Annotated in this window: 25 protein-coding genes and 1 other annotated feature; of the genes, 1 reads left to right on the top strand and 24 read right to left on the bottom strand. The window is 47.7% G+C overall.

Annotation, left to right across the window (positions count from 1 at the left end; translation table 11 throughout):
- Positions 1-6 precede the first annotated feature (6 nt).
- From cccA to KNP62_RS00910, 24 genes are all read right to left on the bottom strand, one after another.
- The gene (gene cccA / locus KNP62_RS01025) at positions 7-345 is read right to left on the bottom strand and encodes a cytochrome c550 (RefSeq protein WP_012726639.1); all 339 of its coding nucleotides are present in this window, start codon (positions 343-345) and stop codon (positions 7-9) included.
- A 132-nt stretch (positions 346-477) separates the two neighbouring features.
- Positions 478-1,572 carry an RNA polymerase sigma factor RpoD gene (rpoD, locus tag KNP62_RS01020; RefSeq protein ID WP_012726640.1) on the bottom strand — a complete coding sequence of 365 codons (1,095 nt, stop codon included), beginning with the start codon at positions 1,570-1,572 and terminating at the stop codon, positions 478-480.
- 35 nt (positions 1,573-1,607) lie between these two features.
- Positions 1,608-3,419 carry a DNA primase gene (dnaG, locus tag KNP62_RS01015; protein WP_214782304.1) on the bottom strand — a complete coding sequence of 604 codons (1,812 nt, stop codon included), beginning with the start codon at positions 3,417-3,419 and terminating at the stop codon, positions 1,608-1,610.
- Positions 3,420-3,546: 127 nt separating this feature from the next.
- Positions 3,547-4,389 carry a pyruvate, water dikinase regulatory protein gene (locus KNP62_RS01010; RefSeq protein ID WP_214693090.1) on the bottom strand — a complete coding sequence of 281 codons (843 nt, stop codon included), beginning with the start codon at positions 4,387-4,389 and terminating at the stop codon, positions 3,547-3,549.
- The gene (ccpN, locus tag KNP62_RS01005; RefSeq protein WP_074033362.1) at positions 4,376-5,005 is read right to left on the bottom strand and encodes a transcriptional regulator CcpN; all 630 of its coding nucleotides are present in this window, start codon (positions 5,003-5,005) and stop codon (positions 4,376-4,378) included. The genes KNP62_RS01010 and ccpN overlap by 14 nt, the downstream gene beginning before the upstream one ends.
- Positions 5,006-5,025: 20 nt before the next feature.
- On the bottom strand, positions 5,026-7,080 hold the full coding sequence (gene glyS / locus KNP62_RS01000; protein WP_214782301.1) for a glycine--tRNA ligase subunit beta: 2,055 nt from the start codon (positions 7,078-7,080) through the stop codon (positions 5,026-5,028).
- The gene (gene glyQ / locus KNP62_RS00995) at positions 7,073-7,966 is read right to left on the bottom strand and encodes a glycine--tRNA ligase subunit alpha (protein WP_214760239.1); all 894 of its coding nucleotides are present in this window, start codon (positions 7,964-7,966) and stop codon (positions 7,073-7,075) included. Before glyQ ends, glyS begins: the two co-directional genes overlap by 8 nt.
- Before the next feature lie 64 nt (positions 7,967-8,030).
- Positions 8,031-8,210: a binding site (T-box leader), on the bottom strand.
- A gap of 50 nt (positions 8,211-8,260) precedes the next feature.
- Complete coding sequence (gene recO / locus KNP62_RS00990; RefSeq protein ID WP_214782299.1) at positions 8,261-9,010, bottom strand: DNA repair protein RecO; 750 nt, start codon at positions 9,008-9,010, stop codon at positions 8,261-8,263.
- A gap of 3 nt (positions 9,011-9,013) precedes the next feature.
- Positions 9,014-9,922 (bottom strand): GTPase Era, encoded by a 909-nt coding sequence (gene era / locus KNP62_RS00985; protein ID WP_074033366.1) that lies wholly within the window; start codon positions 9,920-9,922, stop codon positions 9,014-9,016.
- Positions 9,923-9,952: 30 nt separating this feature from the next.
- Complete coding sequence (locus KNP62_RS00980; RefSeq protein ID WP_214782297.1) at positions 9,953-10,300, bottom strand: diacylglycerol kinase family protein; 348 nt, start codon at positions 10,298-10,300, stop codon at positions 9,953-9,955.
- Positions 10,297-10,773 (bottom strand): rRNA maturation RNase YbeY, encoded by a 477-nt coding sequence (ybeY, locus tag KNP62_RS00975; protein ID WP_214782295.1) that lies wholly within the window; start codon positions 10,771-10,773, stop codon positions 10,297-10,299. Before ybeY ends, KNP62_RS00980 begins: the two co-directional genes overlap by 4 nt.
- A complete protein-coding gene (locus KNP62_RS00970; protein ID WP_214782293.1) occupies positions 10,751-12,838 on the bottom strand; it encodes an HD family phosphohydrolase in 2,088 nt (695 codons plus the stop codon). The genes ybeY and KNP62_RS00970 overlap by 23 nt, the downstream gene beginning before the upstream one ends.
- Positions 12,839-12,880: 42 nt before the next feature.
- Positions 12,881-13,837 carry a PhoH family protein gene (locus tag KNP62_RS00965; protein WP_074033920.1) on the bottom strand — a complete coding sequence of 319 codons (957 nt, stop codon included), beginning with the start codon at positions 13,835-13,837 and terminating at the stop codon, positions 12,881-12,883.
- Between the two features lie 134 nt (positions 13,838-13,971).
- On the bottom strand, positions 13,972-14,394 hold the full coding sequence (locus KNP62_RS00960) for a hypothetical protein (protein WP_214749229.1): 423 nt from the start codon (positions 14,392-14,394) through the stop codon (positions 13,972-13,974).
- Between the two features lie 5 nt (positions 14,395-14,399).
- Positions 14,400-15,386 (bottom strand): flotillin-like protein FloA, encoded by a 987-nt coding sequence (gene floA / locus KNP62_RS00955; RefSeq protein ID WP_074033371.1) that lies wholly within the window; start codon positions 15,384-15,386, stop codon positions 14,400-14,402.
- Positions 15,383-15,922: an NfeD family protein gene (locus KNP62_RS00950; protein WP_251125547.1), complete on the bottom strand. Its 540-nt coding sequence runs from the start codon at positions 15,920-15,922 to the stop codon at positions 15,383-15,385. The genes floA and KNP62_RS00950 overlap by 4 nt, the downstream gene beginning before the upstream one ends.
- Positions 15,923-16,026: 104 nt before the next feature.
- A complete protein-coding gene (locus KNP62_RS00945) occupies positions 16,027-16,476 on the bottom strand; it encodes a GatB/YqeY domain-containing protein (RefSeq protein WP_074033373.1) in 450 nt (149 codons plus the stop codon).
- Between the two features lie 34 nt (positions 16,477-16,510).
- Positions 16,511-16,705 (bottom strand): 30S ribosomal protein S21, encoded by a 195-nt coding sequence (gene rpsU / locus KNP62_RS00940; RefSeq protein WP_029334745.1) that lies wholly within the window; start codon positions 16,703-16,705, stop codon positions 16,511-16,513.
- 74 nt (positions 16,706-16,779) lie between these two features.
- The gene (deoC, locus tag KNP62_RS00935) at positions 16,780-17,445 is read right to left on the bottom strand and encodes a deoxyribose-phosphate aldolase (protein ID WP_214760177.1); all 666 of its coding nucleotides are present in this window, start codon (positions 17,443-17,445) and stop codon (positions 16,780-16,782) included.
- A gap of 79 nt (positions 17,446-17,524) precedes the next feature.
- Positions 17,525-18,403 (bottom strand): EamA family transporter RarD, encoded by an 879-nt coding sequence (gene rarD / locus KNP62_RS00930; protein WP_214693116.1) that lies wholly within the window; start codon positions 18,401-18,403, stop codon positions 17,525-17,527.
- 108 nt (positions 18,404-18,511) lie between these two features.
- Positions 18,512-19,669 (bottom strand): bifunctional cystathionine gamma-lyase/homocysteine desulfhydrase, encoded by a 1,158-nt coding sequence (locus tag KNP62_RS00925; protein WP_214749236.1) that lies wholly within the window; start codon positions 19,667-19,669, stop codon positions 18,512-18,514.
- The gene (locus KNP62_RS00920) at positions 19,635-20,573 is read right to left on the bottom strand and encodes a PLP-dependent cysteine synthase family protein (protein ID WP_214782291.1); all 939 of its coding nucleotides are present in this window, start codon (positions 20,571-20,573) and stop codon (positions 19,635-19,637) included. The genes KNP62_RS00925 and KNP62_RS00920 overlap by 35 nt, the downstream gene beginning before the upstream one ends.
- Before the next feature lies 1 nt (position 20,574).
- On the bottom strand, positions 20,575-21,042 hold the full coding sequence (locus KNP62_RS00915) for an S-ribosylhomocysteine lyase (RefSeq protein ID WP_214782289.1): 468 nt from the start codon (positions 21,040-21,042) through the stop codon (positions 20,575-20,577).
- Positions 21,043-21,058: 16 nt separating this feature from the next.
- Positions 21,059-21,682, bottom strand: coding sequence for a class I SAM-dependent methyltransferase (locus tag KNP62_RS00910; protein ID WP_214782286.1), 624 nt, complete (start codon positions 21,680-21,682; stop codon positions 21,059-21,061).
- 310 nt (positions 21,683-21,992) lie between these two features.
- On the opposite strand from KNP62_RS00910, the gene KNP62_RS00905 reads away from it, so the two are divergent.
- Positions 21,993-25,646 (top strand): S8 family serine peptidase, encoded by a 3,654-nt coding sequence (locus KNP62_RS00905; RefSeq protein WP_214782283.1) that lies wholly within the window; start codon positions 21,993-21,995, stop codon positions 25,644-25,646.
- Positions 25,647-25,671 lie beyond the last annotated feature (25 nt).

The following is a 25,671-nucleotide window of genomic DNA, read 5'->3' as shown; positions in this document are numbered from 1 at the left end:
CACTTCTTATTGTTCAATCAACCAGTTCGCAAGCACTTCTGCTTCTTCAGCTGATGCTAGACCTGCAGGCATCGCACCTTGTCCGTTGACAATGATGTTTGCGATTTCTTCTGGTGAAAGACGATCGCCAACACCAGTAAGTGCTGGACCAACGCCACCTTCAAGGTTTCCGCCGTGGCAACCTGTGCAACCCTTCGCTGCATATAACTCTTCCGGGTTCATTTCAGTGACTGCTGGACCTTCAGCCGCTTGTTGCGCCTGATTCACACCAAAATACGATAATGATACCATGGCAATAATTGCGACGATTGCGATTGCCGCAAACGGTAACAATGGATTACGCATTGTAGTTCCCCCTCATGTTCATTCCAAATTTCTATCCAACACTATTTTACTCAAAAAATAATAAAGAAGGAAGGAAAATCACTCATTTTCCTTCCTTTCTTCTAAAACTTCACACTTTATTCAAATATGAACTTAATCGAGGAAGTCTTTCAAGCGTTTAGAACGACTTGGGTGACGTAATTTACGAAGAGCTTTCGCCTCGATTTGACGAATCCGCTCACGCGTGACGCCGAACACTTTTCCGACTTCTTCAAGTGTACGTGTACGACCATCGTCTAAACCGAAACGAAGACGAAGAACGTTTTCTTCACGGTCCGTCAACGTATCGAGCACGTCTTCTAACTGTTCTTTTAACAATTCATAGGCTGCCGCATCTTGTGGGGCCATCGCATCTTGGTCTTCAATGAAGTCACCGAGATGTGAATCGTCCTCTTCCCCAATCGGTGTTTCAAGTGACACCGGTTCTTGCGCGATTTTTAGAATCTCACGTACTTTTTCAGGTGTGAGTTCCATCTCTTTCGCAATCTCTTCTGGAGAAGGTTCACGACCGAGGTCTTGGAGCAATTGACGTTGAACGCGAATCAATTTGTTAATCGTTTCGACCATGTGAACCGGAATCCGGATTGTACGCGCTTGGTCAGCAATCGCACGAGTGATGGCCTGACGAATCCACCATGTCGCATAAGTCGAGAATTTGAACCCTTTCATGTAGTCGAATTTTTCGACTGCTTTGATGAGGCCCATGTTCCCTTCTTGAATCAAATCAAGGAAGAGCATCCCACGACCGACGTAACGTTTCGCAATCGACACGACGAGACGAAGGTTCGCTTCCGCAAGACGTTTTTTCGCTTCTTCGTCTCCTTGCTCGATTCGTTTCGCAAGCTCCGTCTCATCTTTCGCACTGAGAAGGTCGACACGACCAATTTCTTTCAAATACATTCGGACCGGGTCGTTGATTTTAATTCCAGGTGGTACCGATAAGTCGTTTAAGTCGACTTCTTCATCTTCTTTTTTCGCAGGTGTTTCTTCTGCGTCAGCTGCGTCCTCTGTGACACGGATATCTTTCGCTTCTAAATCTTCGATGAAGTTATCAATGAAATCCGAGTCCACCTCAAAATGACTGAGGCGGTCCTGAATTGCTTGCATTGAGACGACGCCTTTTTTCTTTCCTAACTTTTCGAGCTCTTCTATGGCGTTAAATAAATCCTCTTTCTTCTTCTCTGCCATTTAGCAGTTCAACTCCTTCCAAACTTCATCCACGTTCATCGTTCTCGTAGACGACGACTACGGGCAATCAATTCTTGTAGCTTGGACGCCTGGTCAACAATACTTTCGGCGTCTTGAGCGATTTCCCTTTTTGCACGCTCGATTTGACGTTGCTCCTCATAACTGTTTATGACCCGAATGTATTCGTCTAAAACCTCTTCAGACAGTTCATCCGGTCCAGTCATCAGTCGGATCTCCGCAAAACGCATCGCATAATCGGGACGTTGGTCGCAGTAACGCTCCATAAACGGCAACGTCACTTGATCGAACTCATCTTGTGTCATCGTCTCAGAGACGATTTCATACAATGCCGAACCTAGCATACGATGTGTCTCATCCTGATAACGTAGCCCTAGACGATCGCGTACAAAGCGGACTTGTTCCGGTCCAGTCAACATGGCACGTAACAAATACTTCTCTGCTTTCATCCAGCGTGGTTCGCCCGTTTTACTCGAACGCTTTCGTACAGGTTCCGCAGGCTCCACCGTACGGACGGGTGTCGATTCGCTTGACGTCGGACGAGGGATTCTCGAACGAAGCGTCTCAATCGAAATCTCAAATTCATCCGCCAGCTTTTTCACATATAAATCTCTTCGAATCGAATCATTCGTCTTACCGATCTCTTCAAGCATAGATTCAATAAAGCGAATCCGTTCTCCTTCTCGGTTCAAGTTTTTTCCTCGTCTGAGCATGCGATTCATAAAATCAAGCACACTCAACTGTTCCGTCTCGACAAACTGTTGCCAATGCGACGCCCCGTGTTGACGAATATAATCATCCGGGTCTGTCTTTTCAGGTAACGGTAAAACTTGTACATCGAGCGGGGATGACTCTAATAAGCGAATGACTTTTTGAGTCGCCTCTTGTCCCGCATGGTCTCCGTCATAACAGATGATGACTTCCTCCACGATTCGAGACAATGCTCTTGCATGCTGTGGAGAGAAGGCAGTCCCAAGTGATGCCACAACTTCTTGTGTACCCGCTTGCGCGACTTGTAAGACATCTACGTTTCCTTCTACGAGAAAGACTCGCTTTTTCTTACGCATCAATGCCCGGGCTTGAGAGAAGCCAAATAGCAATTCACTCTTGTTGAATAGCGGTGTTTCAGCCGTATTCACGTATTTTGGTTGACGGTCATCAATCGCACGTCCACTGAAGCCAACGATGGTGCCGTCTCGATCCGCAATCGGAAAGACGACCCGTCCTTCAAATCGGTCAAAATATTCACCGGATTTGGACTTCGAGATTAAACCTGCCTCAACCATTACTTCTAAATCGAACCCTCGCCGCTCCAACAACTCGACAGTAAAGCGTCGTTGGTCTGGGGCAAATCCAATCTTGTATTGCGCAATCGTTTCTTCCGTTAAATCACGGTTTCGCAAATACGCCAACCCCACTTCGCCAGCTTCTGTTTTCATCAAGACTTCATGGTACAAGTCCGCGACGAGTCGATGTGCATCACGCATTTGTTTACGCCATACTTGTTCACGTGTGAGTTCTTCGTCCCCTTGTATACCTTCTACTGAAATATTCGCGCGCGTTGCTAAACGCTCCACTGTCTCAGGAAAAGATAACCCTTCCGTCTCCATCACGAACGTGAATACGTTCCCTCCGGCACCACAGCCGAAACAGTGATACATCCCTTTTTCAGGTGAAACAGAAAAAGACGGTGAGTTTTCGGAATGAAATGGACATAACCCGACAAGCCGATGCCCTTGTTTCTTTAATTCGACACGCTCGCCAATCAATTCGACGATATCGGTCGCTTGCTTCACTTCTGCGATGACTTCATCTGGTATCCGTGGCATCTTGACCACTCCCTGTTTCCAATCTCGCAACGAAACGGAACGCTCATCACGTTCCGTTTCACTGTACTGTCAATACTCTATTATACCCTCTCAAAGCAACGATTACTAATTGAAACACTTATGCACATTAGTCGTCTTTTGATTGTTCGAGATGACGTAAGATAATGCCCGCCGTCTCTTCGACCGCCTTGTTCGTCACATCGATCACATCACAACCGATTCGTTCATAAATCCCGCGAGCATATTCGAGCTCTCGATTGATTCGTTCAAGTTGTGCGTAGTCCGCTTCCGGCTTCAAACCGAGTGACTTGAGGCGCTCCATTCGAATCGAAATCAACTTCTCTGGAGAGATGATTAACCCGACACACCGTTCTGCCGGTAAGTCAAATAACTCCTCTGGAGGTCGTGATTCTGGTACGAGTGGGACGTTCGCGACTTTATATCGCTTCAATGCCAAATACTGAGACAGGGGTGTCTTCGATGTTCGCGAGACGCCGACGAGTACGATGTCGGCTTTTTTCAGACCACGCGGGTCTCGACCATCGTCATATTTGACGGCAAATTCCATCGCTTCGATTTTACGAAAGTAATCATCGTCCAAGCGATAGATGAGTCCCGGTTTTTCACGTGGGGCTTCTTTCAGCTGTCCCGATAAGACATCGAGCAAATCACCGAGCAAGTCAACCGTCTTGACCTGGTGTTCTTCCCCGAGTTTCATGAGAAGCGCGCGATGCTCTTCATTGACGAGCGTGAATGCAATAATTGCGTGTTGCGCCTTCGCTTGTGTGACCACATCGATAATCGTCTGCTCATCCTCAACGAATGGGATGCGAAGCGTATCAATCGCATTCTCATGGAATTGGATACTCGCTGCTCGGACGACGAGCTCACATGTCTCTCCGACCGAGTCACTTACCACAAAAACGAGTTGTTTCGTAGTCAAATCGGTTTCCTCCTCAAATCGACTCATCGTTCGCTAACGCAATGAGCACCTTCGTCATGTTCGTTTTCGTCATCCGACCGAGAACAATCAATTTGCCATCCTTCTCTTCAACGACCGGCATGGCATCGATTTGCTTCTCAATCAATTTCATTCCCGCACGAATCAATGTCTCGCTTTTCTCGCAAACCGTGATATTCGGCATGCGTGTCATGATGACGTTGACCGGCAATTGATCTAAATCTTGATTCCCAATTGCTGCGCGGAGGAGGTCTTTACGTGACAGTACCCCTACGAGTTCTCTGTCACGTCCGACAACGAACAGCGAGCCCACATCTTCTAAGAAGAGCGTGACAATCGCATCATATACCGTCATCTCGTCCCGAACGACTTTCGCAGAGGACATAAAATCTCCGACCGTTAAGGAATCTAGCTTTTCGCGGAGCATCGACGAATTCCGTTTGCCAACGAACGTGTAGCCGACGCGAGGTCTTGCTTCAAGTATTCCTGTCATCGTCAAAATCGCAAGATCTGGACGCAAGGTCGCACGCGTCAGCGATAATTCCTGCGCGATTTGCTCCCCTGTAATCGGTCCATTTTCTTTTACAATCTCGACGATTTTTTGTTGGCGTTCATTCAGTTGCATAGCCAACCCCCTCTAGTTTGTTAGAGTACGAGCGCGTTGAAGTCTGCGACACTCTTAATCGTCGTAGCAAGTCGGTTCATTTCGTGGAGTCGGTTTTGGCGTACCGCCTCGTCATCACTCATGACCATTGTATGTTCGAAATACATCATAATTGGTGACTCAAGCGTCTGAAGAAGTTGAAGCGCTTTGTTGTAGTCTCCTGTTTGAACGGCATTCATCGCATCAGGAGCAGTCTGTTCAATCGCTTCATGTAATGCAACCTCTTGGTCGTTTTCAAACAATGACGGATCGACGTCTCCTGGCTCACCTTTTTTCGAAATATTGACGACGCGTGACAATTGCTCGATCAATGACTTCGCGTCCGTCGAAACGAATTGTTGAATCGCATGTGCACGAGCATCAAGACGGTCCACCGTAAGCGTAGTCGTCAACACGGCATCAATCACGTCATAGCGAACTTGCTGTTCTTGCAAGCGATATTTCAAGCGAAGTGTAAAGAACTCCACGAGCTGTGCCTTGACTTGTTCTTTATCGGCTTCATAGAGTCCTGCCTCCAGTTGTAATTCGACAACTTTCGAAAGAAGTTTGTCGATTGAGAGGTCAATCTTCCAATCCCCAAGGATTTGTACGACCCCTTGTGCTTGCCGACGAAGTGCGAACGGATCTTGTGAACCACTCGGGATCATGCCGATACCAAAGAACGCAGCAATCGAATCGAGCTTATCTGCGAGAGCAAGCACGGCACCTGTTGCCGTCTCCGGAGACGAATCACCCGCGAAACGTGGCATGTAGTGCTCACGAATCGCCGCAGCTACTTCCTTGTCCTCACCTTGTTGAAGGGCATACTTCTCACCCATGATTCCTTGAAGCTCTGTGAACTCGTAAACCATCTGGCTGACAAGATCAAACTTATGAATCGCACCAGCACGATTTACTTTTTCAAGGTCCGCATCAAACAAAGGAGCAAGGGCTTGTGCGATTTCGGTCACACGTCGCGCTTTCGCACCAGTCGTTCCTAATTTTTCGTGGAAGACGATTCGGTCGAGACGTGCAAGCTGATCATCGATTTTTGTCTTCTTGTCTTCTTCGTAGAAGAAGACCGCATCCGCAAGACGCGCACGGATGACCTTTTCGTTCCCACGTGCGACGTTTTCGAGATGATCGGCGTTCCCGTTTCGAACGGTAACGAAATAGTTTTTCAACGTTCCATCAACATATACCGGGAAATAGCGCTGGTGCTCTTTCATCGTTGTAATGAGAACTTCTTCCGGTAAGTCAAGATACGTCTCATCAAATTCACCAAAGAGGGCAGTCGGCCACTCGACTAAGTTCGTGACTTCCTCTAACAAGTCGGCATCAAGCGGAATCGTCCACCCTTGATTTGTCGCGAGCGTTTGAATTTGACGTTCGATTTCGGCTTTACGTGTCTCGTAGCTTGCCATGACAAATGCAGCCTCTAGCGCTTTCACATATTCAGCAGGTGACTCGACGACGACATCTCCCTTGCTGAGGAAACGGTGACCTCTCGTCACATTCCCTGTTTTCACGCCTTCAATCGTAAAGTCGATGACGTCTTGACCGAAGAGGGCAATCAACCAACGAATCGGACGCATGTAGCGTAAACTGCTCGTTCCCCACTTCATGTTTTTCGGGAACGTCAAGCTCCGAACGACATCTTCAAGGCCGTTCAATAACGACATCGTATCTTGACCCGCCTCATGACGTTCTGCGAAGACGTATTCAACACCTTTTTCTTCGGCGAAGTATAAGTCTTCTACTGTTAATCCACGACCTCGAGCAAAGCCTTCTGCCGCTTTCGACCAGTTCCCTTCAGCGTCTTGAGCAATCTTCTTCGCAGGTCCACGAAGGGTTTCCGTTAAATCTTGTTGTGTTTCTGCCACGTCGCGAACGATTACAGCTAAACGACGAGGTGTAGAATACACATCGATTGAACCATACTCAACACGCGCTTCTTTCAAGAACGCATCGATGCGCTCTGCCAATTGCTTCTCTGAGCGCAAGACGTATTGAGCCGGTAATTCTTCTAATCCAATCTCTAGTAAAAGGTCACGCATTCAAGTCACCTGCTTTCTCTTGTTTCAAAAGCGGGAAGTCAAGGCGTTCCCGTTCTTCGATAAATTTAGCAGCACATGCACGTGACATATTACGGACGCGTTGGATAAATCCAGTACGTTCTGTCACGGAAATCGCACCTTTTGCGTCTAACAAGTTGAACGTATGTGAACACTTCAAAATGTAATCGTATGCAGGGAAGACGAGATTTTCTTCGAGAGCACGTTTTGCTTCCTTCTCATATGTGTCAAATAGCGTGAAGAGCATATCGACGTCTGATAACTCGAACGTATATTTCGAGTGTTCGAACTCAGGCTGGTAGAAGATGTCTCCATACTTGAATCCATCCGTCCAAACGAGGTCGAATACGCTCTCGACTTCCTGAATGTACGAAGCGAGGCGTTCGAGACCGTATGTGATTTCAACTGCAATCGGGTCACACTCAATTCCCCCGACTTGTTGGAAATACGTGAATTGCGTGATTTCCATCCCGTTCAGCCATACTTCCCAACCGAGACCGGCTGCTCCGAATGTCGGGTTTTCCCAGTTATCTTCGACGAAGCGGATGTCATGCTCGAGCGGGTTGATTCCAATCAACTCGAGACTTTCTAAGTACAACTCTTGGATGTTGCTCGGCGACGGTTTCATGATCACCTGGAACTGATGGTGTTGATACAGGCGGTTCGGGTTCTCCCCATAACGTCCGTCAGCCGGGCGGCGTGAAGGTTCCGTGTAACAAACGTTCCAAGGCTCTGGACCAAGGCTTCGAAGGAACGTCATCGGGTTCATCGTCCCTGCTCCTTTTTCCACATCGTACGCTTGCATCGTCAAACAGCCTTTCGATGCCCAAAAGTTTTGTAGCGTGAGAATAATCTCTTGCACAGTCATGTGCTTCATAAATGACACCTCCAATAGTATTGAAACGACAAAAAACGCCCCTATGTGCCTAGCACATAGGGACGGGATTGATTCCCGCGGTTCCACCCTACTTGCCCCAACAACGGGGCCACTCTTAAAAGATGTGGGCGCTCTGGAATCGCCATTCACTCTTCTCATGACGCTCGGCTCACACCACCCCGAACTCGCTTTATTCATGACAGAAAGAGTTACTTTTTTCCTTCATCGCGCACGCTATTTCATTTGTCTAATCGTAACTCATCGTATCGAATTCAGTTTGAAAAGTCAATCCTCATTCAGATGAAGCCGGATCATTTGGTCGAGCACTCGTTTCGTCTTCAATCGGAGTCCGCTATATGACTCCATGTATGCATCAAAGAGTTGACGCAAGAGGAGTCTAGAGTCGTTCGATAACGGTACGTTCCGAAATTCTGACAGTTCGTGTTTGCTCATCAAGTAAAGCAATTTGGCGAGACGTTCTGATAATGGAACCGCTCCCTCTTCTCGATGTCGCCCACATAAAAAACCGCCAGAAGCGACCGAGAAATACATCGGGTCCGTCACGTCCCCACAGCGGACACACCCTGTCAGCACAGGAGAAACACCTAGTAGATGCAAGATACGCAGTTCGAGATGATGGGTGATCACATCTGCGTCCATGCCCGCATTCAATGCTTGAAGCGCATCCTGTAAAATCCGAAAGAGCGGACGATTTTGTACCCGATCCTCGACAGACCGGTCGACGAGCTCCAACCAATACATGGCGTATGCCATCCGATCGACATCTTTCCGGATTTCCGGATAGGACGTCATAACATCGGATGATTTTAACTGAGCGAGCCCACGGCTAGAGGGGAAAATATACACACCTTCTACAAACGGTTGGCTCGAGGCATGAAACCGACTCCCCGGTTTTTTTGCGCCTCGTGCCATAATCGCAACTTTGCCAAGCTCTTCTGAAAACAATGTCACGACTTTATTCGATTCACCATAATTGACGGTACGAATGACGATTCCCGTGACTTTTTGTAACATGGCTTAATACTCGTCGTCGCGGAAACCGAGGTCACGAAGCTGACCCATCTTGTTACGCCAGTCTTTCTGGACTTTGACCCAAAGGTTCAAGTACACTTTCGTGCCGAGAAGCGCCTCGATGTCTTGACGAGCATCTGTCCCGATTTCACGGAGCATCGTCCCTTTTTTCCCGATGATGATTCCTTTTTGTGAATCGCGTTCCACCATGATGACGGCTTCAACATCAATCATCTCTGAGTTATCACGTTTCTTGATTGATTCGATTGCCACAGCGATCGAATGCGGGACTTCGTCTCGCGTCTTATGCAACACTTTTTCGCGAATCATCTCTGAGATGATAAATCGCTCCGGGTGGTCCGTCACTTGATCGGCCGGGTAGTACATCGGTCCTTCAGGTAACAATTTCTTAATTTCTCCTAGGAGTGGTTCGACGTTATTACCTTGTAATGCCGAGATTGGCACATATGCTGCGAAGTCCAATTCATTTGTATATTGCTCAATCACTTTCGGCAGTTCATCCGGGTGAATCAAGTCGATTTTATTCATCACCAAAATGATAGGTGTGTCGAGTCCTTTCAATTTTTCAATGATGAAATCATCTCCGGCACCACGAGGTTCCGTCACGTTCACCATGAAAAGAATCGCATCGACTTCGCGAAGGGCGTTCGTCGCCACTTTCATCATGAAGTCGCCGAGGCGGTGTTTCGGTTTATGGATTCCCGGTGTATCGATGAAAATGATTTGAGAATCATCCGTCGTATATACACCTTGTACTTTATTTCGTGTCGTTTGTGGTTTATCCGACATGATGGCAATCTTTTGACCGATCACGCGGTTAAGGAATGTCGATTTCCCGACGTTCGGTCGACCAATGATCGACACGAAACCAGATTTAAAATCTTCTTGATACATAATGCACCTGCTTTCTCAATTTCAGAACTCTTAGTATAGCACGTTCCATAGCCTTGGACCGAATATAATGAGTGCTGTCACAGCCGCTCCGACTGAAGCGACGAGGACGGCACCCGCGGCCACGTCTTTCGCCTGCTTCGCGAGCGGATGGACATCTTTTGTGACAAGGTCGACCGCCCGTTCGATTGCCGTGTTTATGAGCTCTAAACTCAGGACTAGTGTCACCCAGGCAAGGAGGACGAGATTTTCCATCCTTGTCGTTTGTAGCCAAATCGCGACAGCAAATACGAGTAACGCGGATATGAGATGGACACGCATATTCCGTTCTGTCCGAATGGCATGGAAGATTCCCTCACATGCCACACGAAACGGTCTCACACGTTGCCTCGCTTCAACTCGAAATGAGTGAGAACTTCCTCTTGTCTTGCGGTCATTTCCGCCTCTTCCTCTGGCGTCATATGGTCATATCCCAACAGATGAAGGAATCCATGGATGGCCAAGAAACCGAGTTCTCGCTCAAAGGAATGTCCGTAGTCCGCCGCTTGTTCGCGGCATCGTTCCACCGAGATGACCAAGTCCCCGAGGAGATGCGGTTCGTCCTCATCGAGTGTGAAGTCCATTTCGTCTTCGCCCATCTCATCAAAGGCAAAGCTGATTACATCGGTCGGAGCATCTTTTCCTCTCCACTCCCGATTCACCTCATGGATTTCTTCATTCGTTAAATACGTGACCGACAATTCACTCGGTTCTTCGACCTCTTCTAATTGTGCGGCATGTTTCAGAATCGACTCGACAAGCTCGATTTGAGACACCGTCAACAATTCATGTTCATCGTTCGAGATGATTTGCATGTAGTTCTCCCTCTTTCTTTAGTTCTGGATATTCAATTCGCTCGTGGAACAAGCCCGTCAACGTCTCGCATGCGCTCTCACCGACGCGCCAAATTTCTTTTGTCGTCAAATCGCAGTCTTCAAACTGTCCGTCTGCCAGTTTATCACGGATGATGGCACGAACGAGCATCCGGATTTTCTCCGGAGTCGGTTGTTTTTGCGAACGAACGGCCGCTTCGATTGAGTCGACAATCATGACGACCGCCGCTTCACGTGTTTGAGGTTTCGGACCAGGATAACGATATCGGGACTCTACCACATCTTTCTCCTGATCTTCTTTCGCTTTGACAAAGAAGTATTTCAATAAAGATGTCCCATGATGTTGCTCAGCAATATCGATGATTTCCTTTGGTAGTTTATAGCGTCTCAATAGATCGGCCCCGTCATAAGGGTGAGCCATAATGATGTCAGCGGACTCTTCTGGTGTCAGACGATCGTGCGGATTCCCTCCACCTTGCTGATTTTCAATGAAGTGAAGAGGACGTTCCGTTTTCCCAAGGTCATGGTAATAGCTCGCCACTCTCGCGAGTAAACCGTCCGCCCCAATGGCTTCACATGCCGATTCTGCCAAGTTTGCCACCATCATACTATGGTGATACGTGCCAGGCGCTTCCATCAAGAGCTTTCGGAGCAATGGATGTGTCGGACTCATCAATTCGACGAGTCGACCAGACGACAAGACGCCAAACCATGGCTCTAGGAAGGGCAAGAATCCAAATGTCAACACGATCGATAGCAAGGCGCTGATGACGGCGAACCCAGATAGGTACATCGCCATTTCCCAAGTCACTTGAACGTTTCGCAATAAGAGCAACGCGATGACCATGATGATATTCACGATGCCGAGTAAGACGCCCGACAAGAACAAGCGTTTCCGCTGAATTTTTGGTTCGACTAAAAAGACGGCTAAGAAACTTCCGGTCGCGACATATACCAATGTCATGAAGTTCGTGCTTTGTCCGAATGTGACGACGATACTCCCCGCAATCATGGTAATGAACGCCGATGCGAGGGCGACACGCTCGTCAATCAAGATACGTAGTAATAATACGACGAAGGCGGTCGGTGCCAAAAGATAAGCATACGTCGTGTAGTCAACGCCGATGTATCCGACGCCAAAGAAGATACCGAGTTGTAACAGAAGCAACCCATAGACGGTCACTAATATTTTCGGGTTTAGTAATAGATCTTTGATTTTTGAGCGGATAAGCATGAATAAGAACCCGCCCGTCAATAATCCGCTCAATAAGAATGATCCGAACAGTGGAGCGAGTGACCGGTTCGGATCGATCGCTCCAGTGAGTTCTAGCTTCCGATAAATCTCACGCGTGACGACTTCCCCTTGACTGACAAGAAGTTGTCCTTCTTGGATGATGACAGGATCGACTGCATCGACGGCTTCTTGTTCTTTTTGACGAGTCGCCTCAGAGTCAAACACATAGTTCGGAACGATGAGTTCATCGCTTAATGTTTTTGCGATTGCACGGAATTCAAACGAAAGTGGTGATTGATCAACGATTGCAGCCGCGCGGTCTCTGGCCGCTGCGACCGCTTCATTACTCGTTTCAATTCGATCATCCATCACTTGTTGCAAAGCCGTTACCGTCACGTCTTCAACGGTTTGGCGCGTATCTTCCGTCGCCTCGAGGAGTGAGTTCAGCTCTTCGTCCGCGAGTACCCCGCTCGCTTCCGTCGAGTTCAGACGGTTCTTAATATCTGCAAGTTCCGTCTCTTCATCGGTCTGGTCGAACGCTGCGAACAATTGCTCGACTTTAGCAATCTGTTGGTCGGCAAATTCCCGACGGAGCGAAAACTGACTGCCGACACCGTTCGTTACTTCTTGTTTCAACCGTTCAGTCGCCACTCGGTCCTCAACCGTAATCGGAGACCGGATGTCCTGTTCGGCAATCCCTAACGGTTCCACACTAATAATGGATGGGCGCACGGTGAAGTATAGAATGGCACCTAGTAAGAGAAAGAAAATCAGCGAAATCGTCGCGACTGTCCAATGTTTGGCTTGCTGCATTCGTGTGCCCCCCTTTCACGATCGTTTACCTCACTATCGTCCTTATGTGAGGTCTGTACTATAGGCGTTGATAATTTTCTTAACGAGTGGATGACGGACGACGTCAGACGCGCTGAAGTGTTCAAAGTGAATCCCATCCACGCCCTCTAATAAGCGTAACGCCTCTTGTAAACCTGACGCCTTGCCTTTCGGTAAATCGACTTGTGTCAAATCCCCTGTGACCACCATCTTCGATCCGAAACCGAGTCGCGTCAAAAACATCTTCATTTGTTCTTTCGTCGTGTTTTGTGCCTCATCTAATATGACAAACGCATCTTCTAACGTACGTCCACGCATATAGGCGAGAGGGGCCACTTCGATTGTCCCTCGTTCTAATAAGCGATTCGTCTGTTCGACGCCGTAGACGTCGAATAAGGCATCATATAACGGCCGAAGATACGGATCTACCTTTTCTTTCAGATCACCTGGTAAAAACCCAAGATTCTCGCCTGCTTCTACGGCAGGTCGTGTCAAGATAATCCGTTTCACCTGACCTTCTTTTAGTGCGCGCGCCGCTAGCACGACTGCTAAATACGTTTTACCCGTTCCAGCCGGTCCGATTCCAAAGACGAGGTCTCGTCGTTCGATTGCACGAACATAGCGACTCTGCCCAACTGTTTTAGCACGAATCGGTTTTCCCTTGTTAGTCGTGAAGACGACACGCTCATAATGTTCGAGCAGTTCGTCTCCCTTTCCAACTTGGATATGTTGAATGACACTGATGGCGTCACTTTCGTTAAGACGTGCACCTTTTTTCACTAACGTCTGTAACGTGAGGATGACTTGTTTTGTCAATTCTAGTGCTTCTCCAGTATCGGCTTGGATAATCAATTCCTCGCCTCTTGGAATAAGTGCCACTTTCAATTCTGTCTCAATCGCTTGGAACACTTCATCTTTCGGTCCGAGTAAAGCTTGTGCTTCATTCGCATGTTCCATGACGAAAGGTATTTTATCAGTCATAATCAATGGATACGTTGCCCCCTCTAAATATCGGTTATTCCTCTTTTACTTTAGCACTATCACGCCTATCGTGAAAGAAAGACCGTGTATTTTCCCCATGCAAAAGGCAGTAACGCGAGGTTACTGCCTTTGCCTTACTTCTTTCGTTTCGAGACCGGAGGTTGTAATACCTCGCTCCAAATGACAGCTTCCCGCATTTGTTTTTTCGAAACTTTCAGTTGTCGCGGTTTAATTTCCTCCTGAATTGGAGGGATTTTCACCGCTTGTTCAAACTGCGCACTCACTTTCGGCATCTCGACTTGACGTTCCCGAGGAGCTGGTCGCTCTTCGGTACGCGCTATCCGACGTCTCACCTTTTGTGGTGCTGGCTTTTGTTCTGATTCGGAGTCGTCAAACGCCGATTCAATTTCTTTCATCACGTCTCCGACCGAATCCAAGTAGCGTTTCAGTTCACTGCTCTGAGGACGGTCGCCTGAAGACGATGACTTTTCAAGCCGCTTCATCACCGCCGAGGCGATTCCGAAGGCTGCTAACAAAAGTACCCATAGTCCATCCATATTTATCACTCACTATCTGATTCAGAATCGATAGGTGACCCGATCGCTTTACGCATTTCCGTATCTGCTTGAACGTTCAAGTAATTCACGTAATCCATGACGCCGAGTTTACCGTTACGCAACGCCTCGGCCATTGCGAGTGGGACTTCCGCTTCGGCTCCGACAACTTTCGCACGCATTTCCTCTACAGAAGACTTCATTTCCTGTTCGCGAGCAATCGCCATCGCACGACGTTCTTCCGCCTTCGCTTGGGCAATCTTTTTATCTGCTTCGGCTTGGTCAGTCTGCAGGACCGCCCCGATGTTCTTACCGATATCGATATCTGCAATATCAATCGAGAGAATTTCAAACGCCGTACCTGAATCCAAACCTTTTGTGAGTACGGTACGTGAAATCATATCTGGGTTCTCAAGTACGTGCTTATGATTGTTTTGCGATCCGATAGTCGATACGACACCTTCCCCGACACGGGCGATAATCGTTTCTTCCCCCGCACCACCGACGAGACGATCGATATTGGCACGCACCGTAATACGCGCTTTCGCCTTCACTTCAATCCCGTCCATTGCCACACCGGCTATAAATGGTGTCTCAATGACTTTCGGGTTAACCGACATTTGTACGGCTTCAAGTACGTTACGTCCTGCCAAGTCAATGGCAGCGGCACGCTCGAACGATAACTCGATGTTTGCGCGGTGTGCCGCAATCAATGCGTTTACGACACGGTCAACATTACCACCCGCTAAGAAGTGACTTTCAAGTTGGTTCGTGTTTAAACCGAGACCCGCCTTGACTGCTTTAATCAATGGGTTAACAATTTTTGATGGTACGACGCGGCGAAGGCGCATCCCGACCAATGTGAAAATCGAGACGTGTACACCTGCTGCGAATGAGCTGATCCATAATCCGATTGGTACAAACGTGAAGAAGACGGCAAGCGCAATCAATCCTCCACCTGTAATGAGTAACGTCGTCAATAGTTCTGGTGTCATTCTGTTACATCCTCCTTCGGTTCTATAAAGGTCCGAACGACAATCCGCCCTGAATCCACTTTATATACCTGAATTTTTGTCTGCTGATCGAGATAGCCACCTTCTGTTACGACGTCAATACGTTCTCCGTCGATTTCGGCAGTACCGGCCGGGCGAAGTGGTGTTAACGTCACACCGACTTTCCCGAGAAGTTGTTTACGGTCATCATGGGACAAGTAACCTTTTTCGGTCGATGTCGAATCCGTCAAAATCAACCCTTTATAAATGAGCGGACGATTCGTACTTAATCGGCGATATGCCCAGAACCCAAGTCCAGTGAGCACCGCTGCCGCCAAACCGATGGAGAGCCATAGCTGACCGATTGTCGCACCCGCCATGATCAAGCTGGCAACGACCGCTCCGATCCCAAGCAAACCGAACAATCCAAACCCTGCAACGAACACTTCAATTCCAAGAAGGACGACTCCGACAAAAAAGACTGTCAGAATCACTCCGAGACCAAATGTCATCGTCTTACTACCCCCTTCCAATTTCAAAGCTATCTCCTATCTCTAGTGTATACGAAACAAGAATGAATGTGGTTTCAGAATACGCAAAAAAAGCAGAAACTTTCGGTTTCCCGAAAAGTTCTGCTTTTTCATCAATTCGTCAATTGTTGTTTGACGATTCGGTTCACAAGACCACCGTCTGCCTTGCCTTTGACTTGCGGCATGACGACGCCCATCACCTTACCCATATCAGATGGAGCGGATGCGTTCGTTTGAGCAATTGCTGCTTGGACGATCGCAGTCACTTCATCTTCTGAAAGTTGTTCAGGCATATAGGCTTCTAGGACGACAATCTCTTCTGCTACTTTGGAAGCAAGGTCTTCACGACCAGCGCTTTCGAATTCTCGGAGGGAGTCTCTGCGCTGTTTCATCTCTCGGTTGAGCACCGTGAGTTCCTCTTCCTCGGTAAGATCTTGACGACCTAGTTTGATAGCCTCATTTTGGAGCGACGCTTTTACCATCCGGATCGTCGTGAGACGATCTTTTTGTTTAGCGCGCATGGCTTGCTTCATGTCGTCCGTCAAGCGTTCTTGAAGACTCATGAGCCAACACCCTCTCTACACAATGAAACTGGAATCAGAATTTCTTACGCTTACGCGCAGCTTCTGATTTCAATTTACGTTTTACGCTTGGCTTTTCGTAGTGACGACGTTTACGAACTTCGGCAAGTGTGCCATCTTTCGAAACACCGCGTTTGAAACGACGAAGAGCGTCTTCAAGCGATTCGTTTTTACGGACACGAGTTTCCACTAGTTTTCCCTCCCTCCGAATTACACGACTAAGGAAACGTGTTTCACACGTCATATCATATTATAGTGAAATTAAGTCGTGTGGTCAACCACTTATTAATAGTCGCTGTCTGAACGTCCGCCTGTGACGATTGCGATACCAGCTGAAGCACCGATGCGTGTCGCACCAGCATCGATCATCGCTTTCGCTCCTTCGAAGTCACGAACACCGCCTGAAGCTTTTACGCCGAGGTCTGGTCCAACTGTTTCACGCATGAGACGAATGTCTTCGACCGTTGCGCCACCAGTAGAGAAACCAGTTGATGTTTTGACGAAATCTGCTCCAGCTTTCACTGAAAGTTCAGCAGCTTTCTTGATTTCTTCTTTTGTAAGCATGCACGTTTCAAAGATGACTTTGACGAGTGTACCGTTTGCCGCTTCGACAACCGCACGAATGTCACGCTCTACGAGGTCGTAGTCGCCGTCTTTGAGTGCTGCGATATTGATCACCATATCGACTTCATCCGCACCGTTTGCGATCGCGTCTTTTGTTTCGAACGCTTTCACTTCAGGCGTGTTCGCTCCGAGTGGGAATCCGATGACTGTACATACTTTGACGTCGTCATCCGCCTTAAGTTGCTCCGCAGCATATTTGACCCATGTCGGGTTGACACAGACACTTGCGAACTTATATTCGAGCGCCTCTGCACAAAGTTTTGTAACTTGATCTTTTGTTGTTTCAGCTTTTAAAGCTGTGTGGTCGATATAACGGGCTAATTCCATTATTCATTTCCTCCTCTGACAAATAAGTCTGACATCTAACATATTACCATGTTTTTTCGAGATGTAACAGCTTCCAAATTTAAATGAGTTGACGACGTTTACGAGCGACGACCCAACTGTTCCAACTGAAAAAGAAGATGGCCAGCCAAATACATGTGAATGCGAAGACATGATATGCTGTGAACGGTTCATGATACATGACGACTCCGATAATCAGACTAAGTGTCGGTGCGATAAATTGAAGGAATCCGACGAGTGTGAACGGGATATGTTGTGCCCCGTAACCAAACAAAAGAAGCGGAAGCGCCGTCACCACACCTGTTCCTAGCAATGCGACCCAAATCATCGGTGACATGTCGAAGGCAATCTGGTCCGTGACGACCTGATTGCTGAGAAAGATGAGCGCGACAGGAACGACTGCTAACGTCTCAATCCCAAGACTGACTGTTGAAGCGAGAGGTCGCCGCTTCTTCACCATTCCGTAAAAACCAAACGTACTCGCTAATACGAACGAAATCCACGGAAACGAGCCATATCCAAGCGTCAAGACGAGGACGCCGATTGACGCGATCCCGACTGCCATCCATTGGACTCGGTTTAATGATTCCCGAAAGACGAGCACCCCTAACACCATACTGACAAGCGGATTAATATAATAGCCGAGGGATGCCTCGATGATATAACCGTGATTGACAGCCCATATGTACACGAACCAGTTTGCACTGACGATGAATCCGTTCAACATGAACGCGTTTCGTGTGGCAGGGTGGCGAAGAGCGTAACCGAACTCTTTCCACTGATTCGTCCATCTTAATACGAGTAAAATAAATAAAAAGGACCAAACGATACGATGTGCCAAAATTTGCCCGCTCGGCACTTCTTGCAAAAACTTCCAATAGATCGGGAGGACGCCCCACATCACGTAGGCCCCGATTGTCGTCCATACTCCCTTGTTCACACGTTCACCCGCTCTCTTTCAAGATAAAAATAGTTTAGTCGATGAATGACTTCCGATACAAGGCTTTTGTTTCATGAAAAAAGGACGCGAAATCGCGTCCCTTACTGTTTATTGCTTTACCTGTTCGATGGCGGATAGAGCTTGTGCTAAATCTTCAACTAAATCATCGATATCTTCTAATCCAACTGAGATTCGAACAAGTCCGTCCGTGATCCCGAGTTCTGCACGTCGCTCAGCTGGAATCGACGCATGCGTCATACGAGCCGGGACACTGATCAAGCTTTCAACTGCACCGAGACTCTCTGCGAGCGTGAAATACTTCGTCTTCGCGACCATCATTTCAGCCGCTTCGGCCGAACCCACGTCAAACGCAATCATGCCACCGAACCCACGCGCTTGCGATAAGTGCACGCGTTTCGCTTCTTCACTAGAGACACTCGGGTGAAGGACACGTGACACGTTCTCATTCGATTGTAAGAATTCAACCAACGCCCGTGCGTTCGATTCAATCTCTTCCATTCGAACGGCAAGCGTCTTAATCCCACGGACGACGAGGAAGCTGTCTTGAGGTCCGAGGACTGCACCGACTGAATTTTGGAGGAATGCCAACGCTTCTCCTTGTTCTTCCGTACGTGCGACGACTAAACCTGCCACGACGTCACTATGACCGCCTAAATATTTTGTAGCACTGTGTAAGACATAGTCGGCACCAAGGTCGATTGGATTTTGGAAGTAAGGTGTCATGAACGTGTTGTCCACGACGAGCAAGACATCTGCCTCATCCGCAATCGTGCGCATCGCTCGGATATCCGTCACGTTCAAGAGTGGATTTGTCGGTGTCTCCACATAAATCATTTTCGTGTTCGCTTGTAGCGCATCACGAACCGCTGTTTCATCGGATGTATCGACAAAAGTTGCCTCCAAGCCTCGTGACTGAAATACTCGATTGAATACACGGTACGTTCCTCCATATACATCAGACCCGACGATGACGTGGTCTCCAGATTTCAACAACATGAGTACGGTCGAGATGGCAGCCATCCCAGAACCAAATGCAAAACCTTGCACACCACCTTCGATATCCGCTATGAGTGTCTCGAGTGCGGTACGTGTCGGGTTCGCAGATCGAGAATACTCATATCCTTCCCGTAAGTTACCGATTCCGTCTTGCTTATATGTGCTCGTTTGATAAATCGGTGGTGTGACCGCCCCTGTTAATGGGTCGGTCGTTTTACCGCCGTGAATGAGTGCTGTCTTTGTACGCATGTTCTGCCTCCTTGACAATTCCTTGACTTAAATATCGTTCTGCACTGTCTGGCAAGATCGTCACAATCGTGCCTTCTGACATTTGATTTGCTTCCTTTACACATGCTGCGATGGCAGCACCAGAAGAACTTCCGATGAGCAATCCTTCCTGTTTCGCAAGATGCGCCACGTAATAGAAGGCTTCCTCATCTGTGATGGTATGAATCGCATCGACATAAGACTTTTCCAAAAATGGCGGCCATTTTTCGACGCCAATTCCTTCTGTTTTATGTGGACCTGGCTCACCGCCGTTCAAAATCGAACCGACCGGCTCCACGACAACAGTTTTCGTCCCATGTGGTTTTAACGTTTTGGCGACACCAGTGAACGTACCTCCTGAACCCGCCCCCGCTACAAATACGTCGATTTGTGGCACGTCCTTCAACAACTCTTGCGAAAGGATGTCGACATAGGCGTCCGGGTTGTCCGGATTTGAAAACTGTTCCGGCACGTATGCGTCATGTTCTTCAGCCAACTCAAGCGCGTGACTGATTGCGCCTTTCATTCCAAGCTCGGTTGGCGTGTTGACGACGGTCGCTCCAAGGAGACGCATCAATGCTTGTTTCTCTTGACTAAACTTTTCAGGGGTCACGGTAATCAGACGAATGTCGTATCGCTGACAAGCGAGCGCGAGTCCGATTCCCGTATTCCCGGCTGTCGGCTCGATCACCGTACCACCTGGTGCCACATCTCCACGTTTCATCGCCCGCTCAATCAAATTCATGCCGAGTCGGTCTTTGACACTTCCTCCCGGATTCATCATCTCCATCTTCCCGTACACTTTTACCGTAGCTGGAACAGGTAATGAACGGAGCTCGATGAGCGGTGTGTCCCCGATGAGTTCATAGACGTCACGGACAATCATCTTACGCTTCGTCCTTGAAGACGATATGCCACTCGTCACGTTTCGCAAGCATGTCAGCTGCTAATTTTTTGGCTCCCTCAAAATCATGATGGTTCGCATTCCCGCACTGTACCGGGTTTTGCGCTGGCAATTCTTCCGCGTTCATCGCATCGCGCAGTGTCGCTTCTACGAGGTCGAGCATGCGCTCATAATCCCCATCATTCAACATCGTCCAATAGAAACCTGTTTGGCATCCCATCGGCGAAATGTCCACGATGTCTTCTGAATGATTACGACTGTTTTCGGCGATCAAATGCTCGAGAGAGTGAACCGCACGCATCGGCATGAGGCCTTCGTTCGGTTGGATGAAGCGAATATCATACTTGTAAATCGTATCAGCCGTTCCTTCTTTCACACCGGCGAGACGGATAAATGGAGCCTGAACTTTCGTATGATCCAAGTTAAAGCTTTCAACGTTATATGTTTTCATGAGTAATTCCTCCTAATTATTTTGTAGCGACGACAAGCCAAACAAATTTATTTTTCTGTGTCATTGTCACGTTGTATCCATTCGCCTCTAGCATCGTACGAATGGTAGTCGTATATGGATAATATTCACGATTTAAATCCTCGACCAAGTCTGAATAGCCTTGTTCCGTAGCCCAGTCAATAATTTCTTGACGTGCGTGTGGAGATTCGAACATCGTATCAAGCAATACGAATTTCGGATGTCCCCAATCACGAACATATTGACCGATCGCTGTTTCTTTCTCAGAATCCGTCAAGTGATGGAAAGCGTACGAGGAAACGACCGTATCGACATGTGAGAACGTTGGATAACGGAGAAAATCTCCATGTTCGACCGATATGCCCAACTTCTCAATTGCAATCTGCCTCATTTCTGGAGAAGGTTCGATTGCAATTAAAGGATGTCCCTTTAAAATTCGGGCACTCAAGTTGCCTGTGCCGACACCAAATTCCAAGACCGTTCCTTCAACGTGTAACGCAACGTCATCAAGCATTTGATCATATCCGACAAATACTTCATGATATTGTTCGTCATGCCCCCCGACTGCCGTATCGTAATCTTTCGCCCAATCCTTGAAGATATCCATGAATGGTAAATTCATAGCGCCACCCCATCCTTAATTCTGACTAAATTGATATGTTTTATTGGTATTTAACATTAACGTTACATTAACAGGTTTTTTTGAACATTTCAAGTCATTCGCGTGATTCTGACGATCACCAAAATTTGATATAGGTCTTATGATTCAGGTCTTTAGTAATTGTCTGAACATTTAAATTTGTGCAAAAACACTCCCCTACTTTACAAAAAAATCCACTCTTTTTCCCCTGAACAACGATATGATAGTTCACAATGCAAGAGGAAATCTTTGTTTTTTTACAGGTAATAACAAATATTAGGGGGTAAACACGTTGTCAAGAAGAAAAGTCTACTTAAACGCTTCACTTGCTACATGTATTGCTTTAACACCTGTGTTGATTCAAGCGGGTACGTCATCTGTTTCAGCAGAAGCTTCCATCAAACCAAAAATTGAGCTCGAAAAGAAACAGAAAAAAGTCCGGGTCGTCGTCGAACTCGTCGGTGCACCTGCAATCGCAGAAGCAGCGCAAAAAGGGAAAAAATTTAATGAGTTGACGAAATCAGAACAAAACAAGGCACAACAATCTGTACAGTCTGAACAAAAACGCGCAAAATCCGCTTTGAAAAAACAAGGCGTGACTGCTACACCGATTGAAGAGTTCACGACCGTTTTTAACGGCTTCTCCACTTTCCTCTCAACAAGTGAAATCGCTAAAGTTGAAGCTCTACCTGAAGTAGCGACTGTCCATGTCGTCAACGAGTATGAACGTCCTGAAGTGAAACCAGATATGGTTACAAGTAACGGAATGGTACAAGCCGAACAAACATGGGGAGATTACGGATTTGCCGGGGAAGGCACCGTCGTCGCTGTCATCGACTCGGGAATTGATGCCGACCACCGAGATTACCGAATCACAGATTCGAAAACGGCAGAATTGACGAAATCAGAAGTCGATCAGGCCATCACTTCGTTCGGTCTACCTGGTGAATATGTGAATGAGAAAGTCCCATACGCCTATAATTACTACGACGAAAATGATGATATTAAAGATGACTCACCTGGCGCTTCCATGCACGGTCAGCACGTCTCAGGGACGGTCGCTGCAAACGGTGATCTCGAAAATGGCGGGATTAAAGGGGTCGCACCTGAAGCTCAAATCCTTGGTCTTAAAGTATTCAGTAACGACCCGAACTACGCATCTACATACGGAGATATTTATATTAAAGCGATTGACGATGCGATCAAGCTAGGAGCAGACGTCATCAACATGAGTCTTGGTTCAACAGCAGGTTTTGTCGATGCCGACTCACCTGAGCAACAAGCCGTTCAACGCGCTGTAGACAACGGTGTCTTCATGTCCATCTCTGCTGGGAACTCAGCATACTTCGGACATGGCTTTGACTTACCAACGGCTTCAAACCCTGATACGGGTGTTGTCGGGGCGCCAAGCGTAAGCCAAGCATCGACATCGGTCGCTTCACTCGAGAACGATCAAATTCAATTGGACGCTTTCCGCGTCGGTGACGAAAAAATCGGATGGAAGAAACAAGATGGACCTGCATTCTCGGAAGGTACATATGACGTCGTTTACGTCGGAGATGGGCAACCAGAAAACTATGCTGGTAAAGACGTGAAAGGAAAGCTCGTCCTCGCCGTTCGCGATGGAGGATACTTCTACTCGAAGATTCAAAAAACGGCTGAGGCACAAGGGGCAGCCGGTGTCATCGTACGAGGCGCTGTCTCACACGGAGACTATGTGTCTATGGCTCTCGATCAACCACTCATCCCGATGGCATCACTCAGCATCCAAGACGGGAACGAATTAAAAGAGAAATTAGCGGATGGACCGCTCCAACTCACGTTTGCTGGTGACCGAATCAGCGTCAACAACCGTTCGGCAGGCGCAATGTCTGATTTCACATCTTGGGGTGTCACACCGAACCTTGACTTCAAGCCGGAGCTTTCAGCCCCAGGCGGTCAAATCTTCTCAACGTTCAACGACAACCAATACGGTTTGATGAGCGGAACATCGATGGCCGCACCTCACGTTGCCGGCGGTGCAGCTCTTGTTCTTGAACGCGTCGATCGCGATTTCGACTTGAGCGGAGCGGCTCGTGTGACGATGGCAAAGAACTTGCTACTCAATACGTCGAAGCCCGTCACAGACATCGGACCGTATAACCAAGAATTGAAGCAGTCTCTTCCATATTCACCACGTCGGGCGGGAGCAGGTCTCATGCAACTCCATGCGGCCGTCACATCTCCGGCAGTCGCGTATGAGAAGAAGACGAAAGAAGCGAAAGTCGCTTTAAAAGAATTGTCGAAGAGTAAGGCGAAGTTCACGATTGTCGTTGAAAACATGTCTGACGAATCACTCACATACAATGTGGCCGCTTCCCTCCAGACAGACCTTGCCGTTACTAACAAGGATGGCGTCATTCAGAATGCGATGGAAGCTCAGGCGCTTCAACAAGCAATCATTAAGATCAATGGCAAAAACACAAGTAAAGTCACGTTGAAGGCAAAACAAAAGAAAGAAATCACCGTATCGATTGACGTCTCGAAGGCACAAGTACTTAATCCAGAGACGTTAGAAGGAACGATATCTGCAAAATCAGTCTTTGAGAATGGTTATTTCGTCGATGGATTCCTACGCTTGACTGACCCACGTGGGACAGACGGCAATCCGTCACTCGTTGTCCCGTTCGTCGGATTCGAAGGCGATTGGGGCAAAGCACCAATCTTTGACGAAACGATTTATGAAGATGGTTCATTCTATGGAATCTCTGGATTGGTCGATGCGGCCGGGAACTATTTAGGAGAGAAACTTGATGAGTCTGTAGATGAAGAAGCGGTAGCGATTTCGCCTGACGGGGACGGTTCAAAAGACACGGCTACCCCGGTCTACTCGCTCTTACGAAATGCGAAAGACGTCAAGTATCGGATCGTCGATGAAAAAGGAAACGTACTCCGTACCCTTAAAATCGAAGAAGAATTGAGAAAGAACTACTTTGATGGCGGAAGTGGTGACCCATACTACTACACGTCAGATAACGCTTGGGACGGAAAACTGAACGGAGAGATGGCGCCGAAAGGAACGTACTACTACGAAATTGAAGCGAGCATCGACTACATGAAAAAACAAGCCCAGACGCTTCGGATCCCAGTGAAAGTGGATTACACGGATCCTCGTTTCACGATTCGTTGGAACGAAGGTGTGGCTAGTGTCAAAGCATCCGACGACTTTGCAGGAATCAACGGTATCGAATTCCTTCTTAATGGGAAAGTTGTTGCGAAAGAAGCAAAAGATACAGCAAACTTCACACTCGATGCACCACTTGAATCAACGGACCAACTATCGGTTCGCGTTTCAGATAATGCGGGTAACGTGATCACACGCGACGTATCTACAGAAAATGACGCAGATAAACCAGGAGTCTTTGTCGATGCACCACTCGCCCTGTCTCCTTACGGTTCATCAATTGTGCCAATCATCGGTCAAATCAAAGATGCCTCTGACGTTGTATCGTTCACTGTCGACGATGTGGACGTACCACTCACGTATGACGCAGCTGCAAAACAATACACGTTCAATACGACACGTTCGTATGAAGATGGATTCCACAAGATTCGTTTCATCGCGGAAGACACGTCTGGTAACGTGACGAACTTCGTCCGTCCAATCTTTGTCGACTCTACGGAGGCGGCAATCTCAATCAGCAACGTGCCGAAAAACGTCTCGGCGAAGCAAGACACTGTGAACGTGAAAGTTCACGTGAAGGATAACTTTGACGATATTAAACTTCGTGTCAACGGTGATTTGAAATGGAGTCATACGTTGAAAGAACCTTATGCGATGCGTGCGTTCTCACGTACCGATACCATCTCACTTCCTGTGAAGAAAGGTCAAAACACATTCACATTTGAAGTGACTGACCTCGGTGGCAACGTGACGAAGAAAGTCATCACGATCAATAAAAAATAATGGATTCACGAAAAAACGGCTGCCC

Origin of the sequence: Exiguobacterium sp. s183 (assembly GCF_018617655.1) — a bacterium.
GTDB classification, from domain to species: Bacteria; Bacillota; Bacilli; order Exiguobacteriales; family Exiguobacteriaceae; genus Exiguobacterium; species Exiguobacterium aestuarii_A.
The sequence above is the reverse complement of the archived record's forward strand: the minus strand, read 5'-3'. Positions and strand labels throughout refer to the sequence as shown.

Bases quoted from the DNA above. Each gene is read 5' to 3' on its own strand.
- deoC (WP_214760177.1), bottom strand. From the start codon at position 17,445: ATGGAATTAGCCCGTTATATCGACCACACAGCTTTAAAAGCTGAAACA.
- recO (WP_214782299.1), bottom strand. From the start codon at position 9,010: ATGTTACAAAAAGTCACGGGAATCGTCATTCGTACCGTCAATTATGGT.
- KNP62_RS00970 (WP_214782293.1), bottom strand. From the start codon at position 12,838: ATGCAGCAAGCCAAACATTGGACAGTCGCGACGATTTCGCTGATTTTC.
- rpoD (WP_012726640.1), bottom strand. From the start codon at position 1,572: ATGGCAGAGAAGAAGAAAGAGGATTTATTTAACGCCATAGAAGAGCTC.
- KNP62_RS00915 (WP_214782289.1), bottom strand. From the start codon at position 21,042: ATGAAAACATATAACGTTGAAAGCTTTAACTTGGATCATACGAAAGTT.
- KNP62_RS00960 (WP_214749229.1), bottom strand. From the start codon at position 14,394: ATGGATGGACTATGGGTACTTTTGTTAGCAGCCTTCGGAATCGCCTCG.
- ybeY (WP_214782295.1), bottom strand. From the start codon at position 10,773: ATGCAAATCATCTCGAACGATGAACATGAATTGTTGACGGTGTCTCAA.
- era (WP_074033366.1), bottom strand. From the start codon at position 9,922: ATGTATCAAGAAGATTTTAAATCTGGTTTCGTGTCGATCATTGGTCGA.
- KNP62_RS00965 (WP_074033920.1), bottom strand. From the start codon at position 13,837: ATGACTGATAAAATACCTTTCGTCATGGAACATGCGAATGAAGCACAA.
- KNP62_RS00920 (WP_214782291.1), bottom strand. From the start codon at position 20,573: ATGATTGTCCGTGACGTCTATGAACTCATCGGGGACACACCGCTCATC.
- cccA (WP_012726639.1), bottom strand. From the start codon at position 345: ATGCGTAATCCATTGTTACCGTTTGCGGCAATCGCAATCGTCGCAATT.
- KNP62_RS00925 (WP_214749236.1), bottom strand. From the start codon at position 19,669: ATGCGTACAAAGACAGCACTCATTCACGGCGGTAAAACGACCGACCCA.
- KNP62_RS00945 (WP_074033373.1), bottom strand. From the start codon at position 16,476: ATGAGTCTTCAAGAACGCTTGACGGACGACATGAAGCAAGCCATGCGC.
- glyQ (WP_214760239.1), bottom strand. From the start codon at position 7,966: ATGACTGTGCAAGAGATTATTCTCACGCTACAAAACTTTTGGGCATCG.
- dnaG (WP_214782304.1), bottom strand. From the start codon at position 3,419: ATGCCACGGATACCAGATGAAGTCATCGCAGAAGTGAAGCAAGCGACC.
- KNP62_RS00910 (WP_214782286.1), bottom strand. From the start codon at position 21,682: ATGAATTTACCATTCATGGATATCTTCAAGGATTGGGCGAAAGATTAC.
- KNP62_RS01010 (WP_214693090.1), bottom strand. From the start codon at position 4,389: ATGAGTCGATTTGAGGAGGAAACCGATTTGACTACGAAACAACTCGTT.
- glyS (WP_214782301.1), bottom strand. From the start codon at position 7,080: ATGCGTGACCTTTTACTAGAGATTGGATTAGAAGAATTACCGGCTCAA.
- ccpN (WP_074033362.1), bottom strand. From the start codon at position 5,005: ATGCAACTGAATGAACGCCAACAAAAAATCGTCGAGATTGTAAAAGAA.
- floA (WP_074033371.1), bottom strand. From the start codon at position 15,386: ATGACACCAGAACTATTGACGACGTTACTCATTACAGGTGGAGGATTG.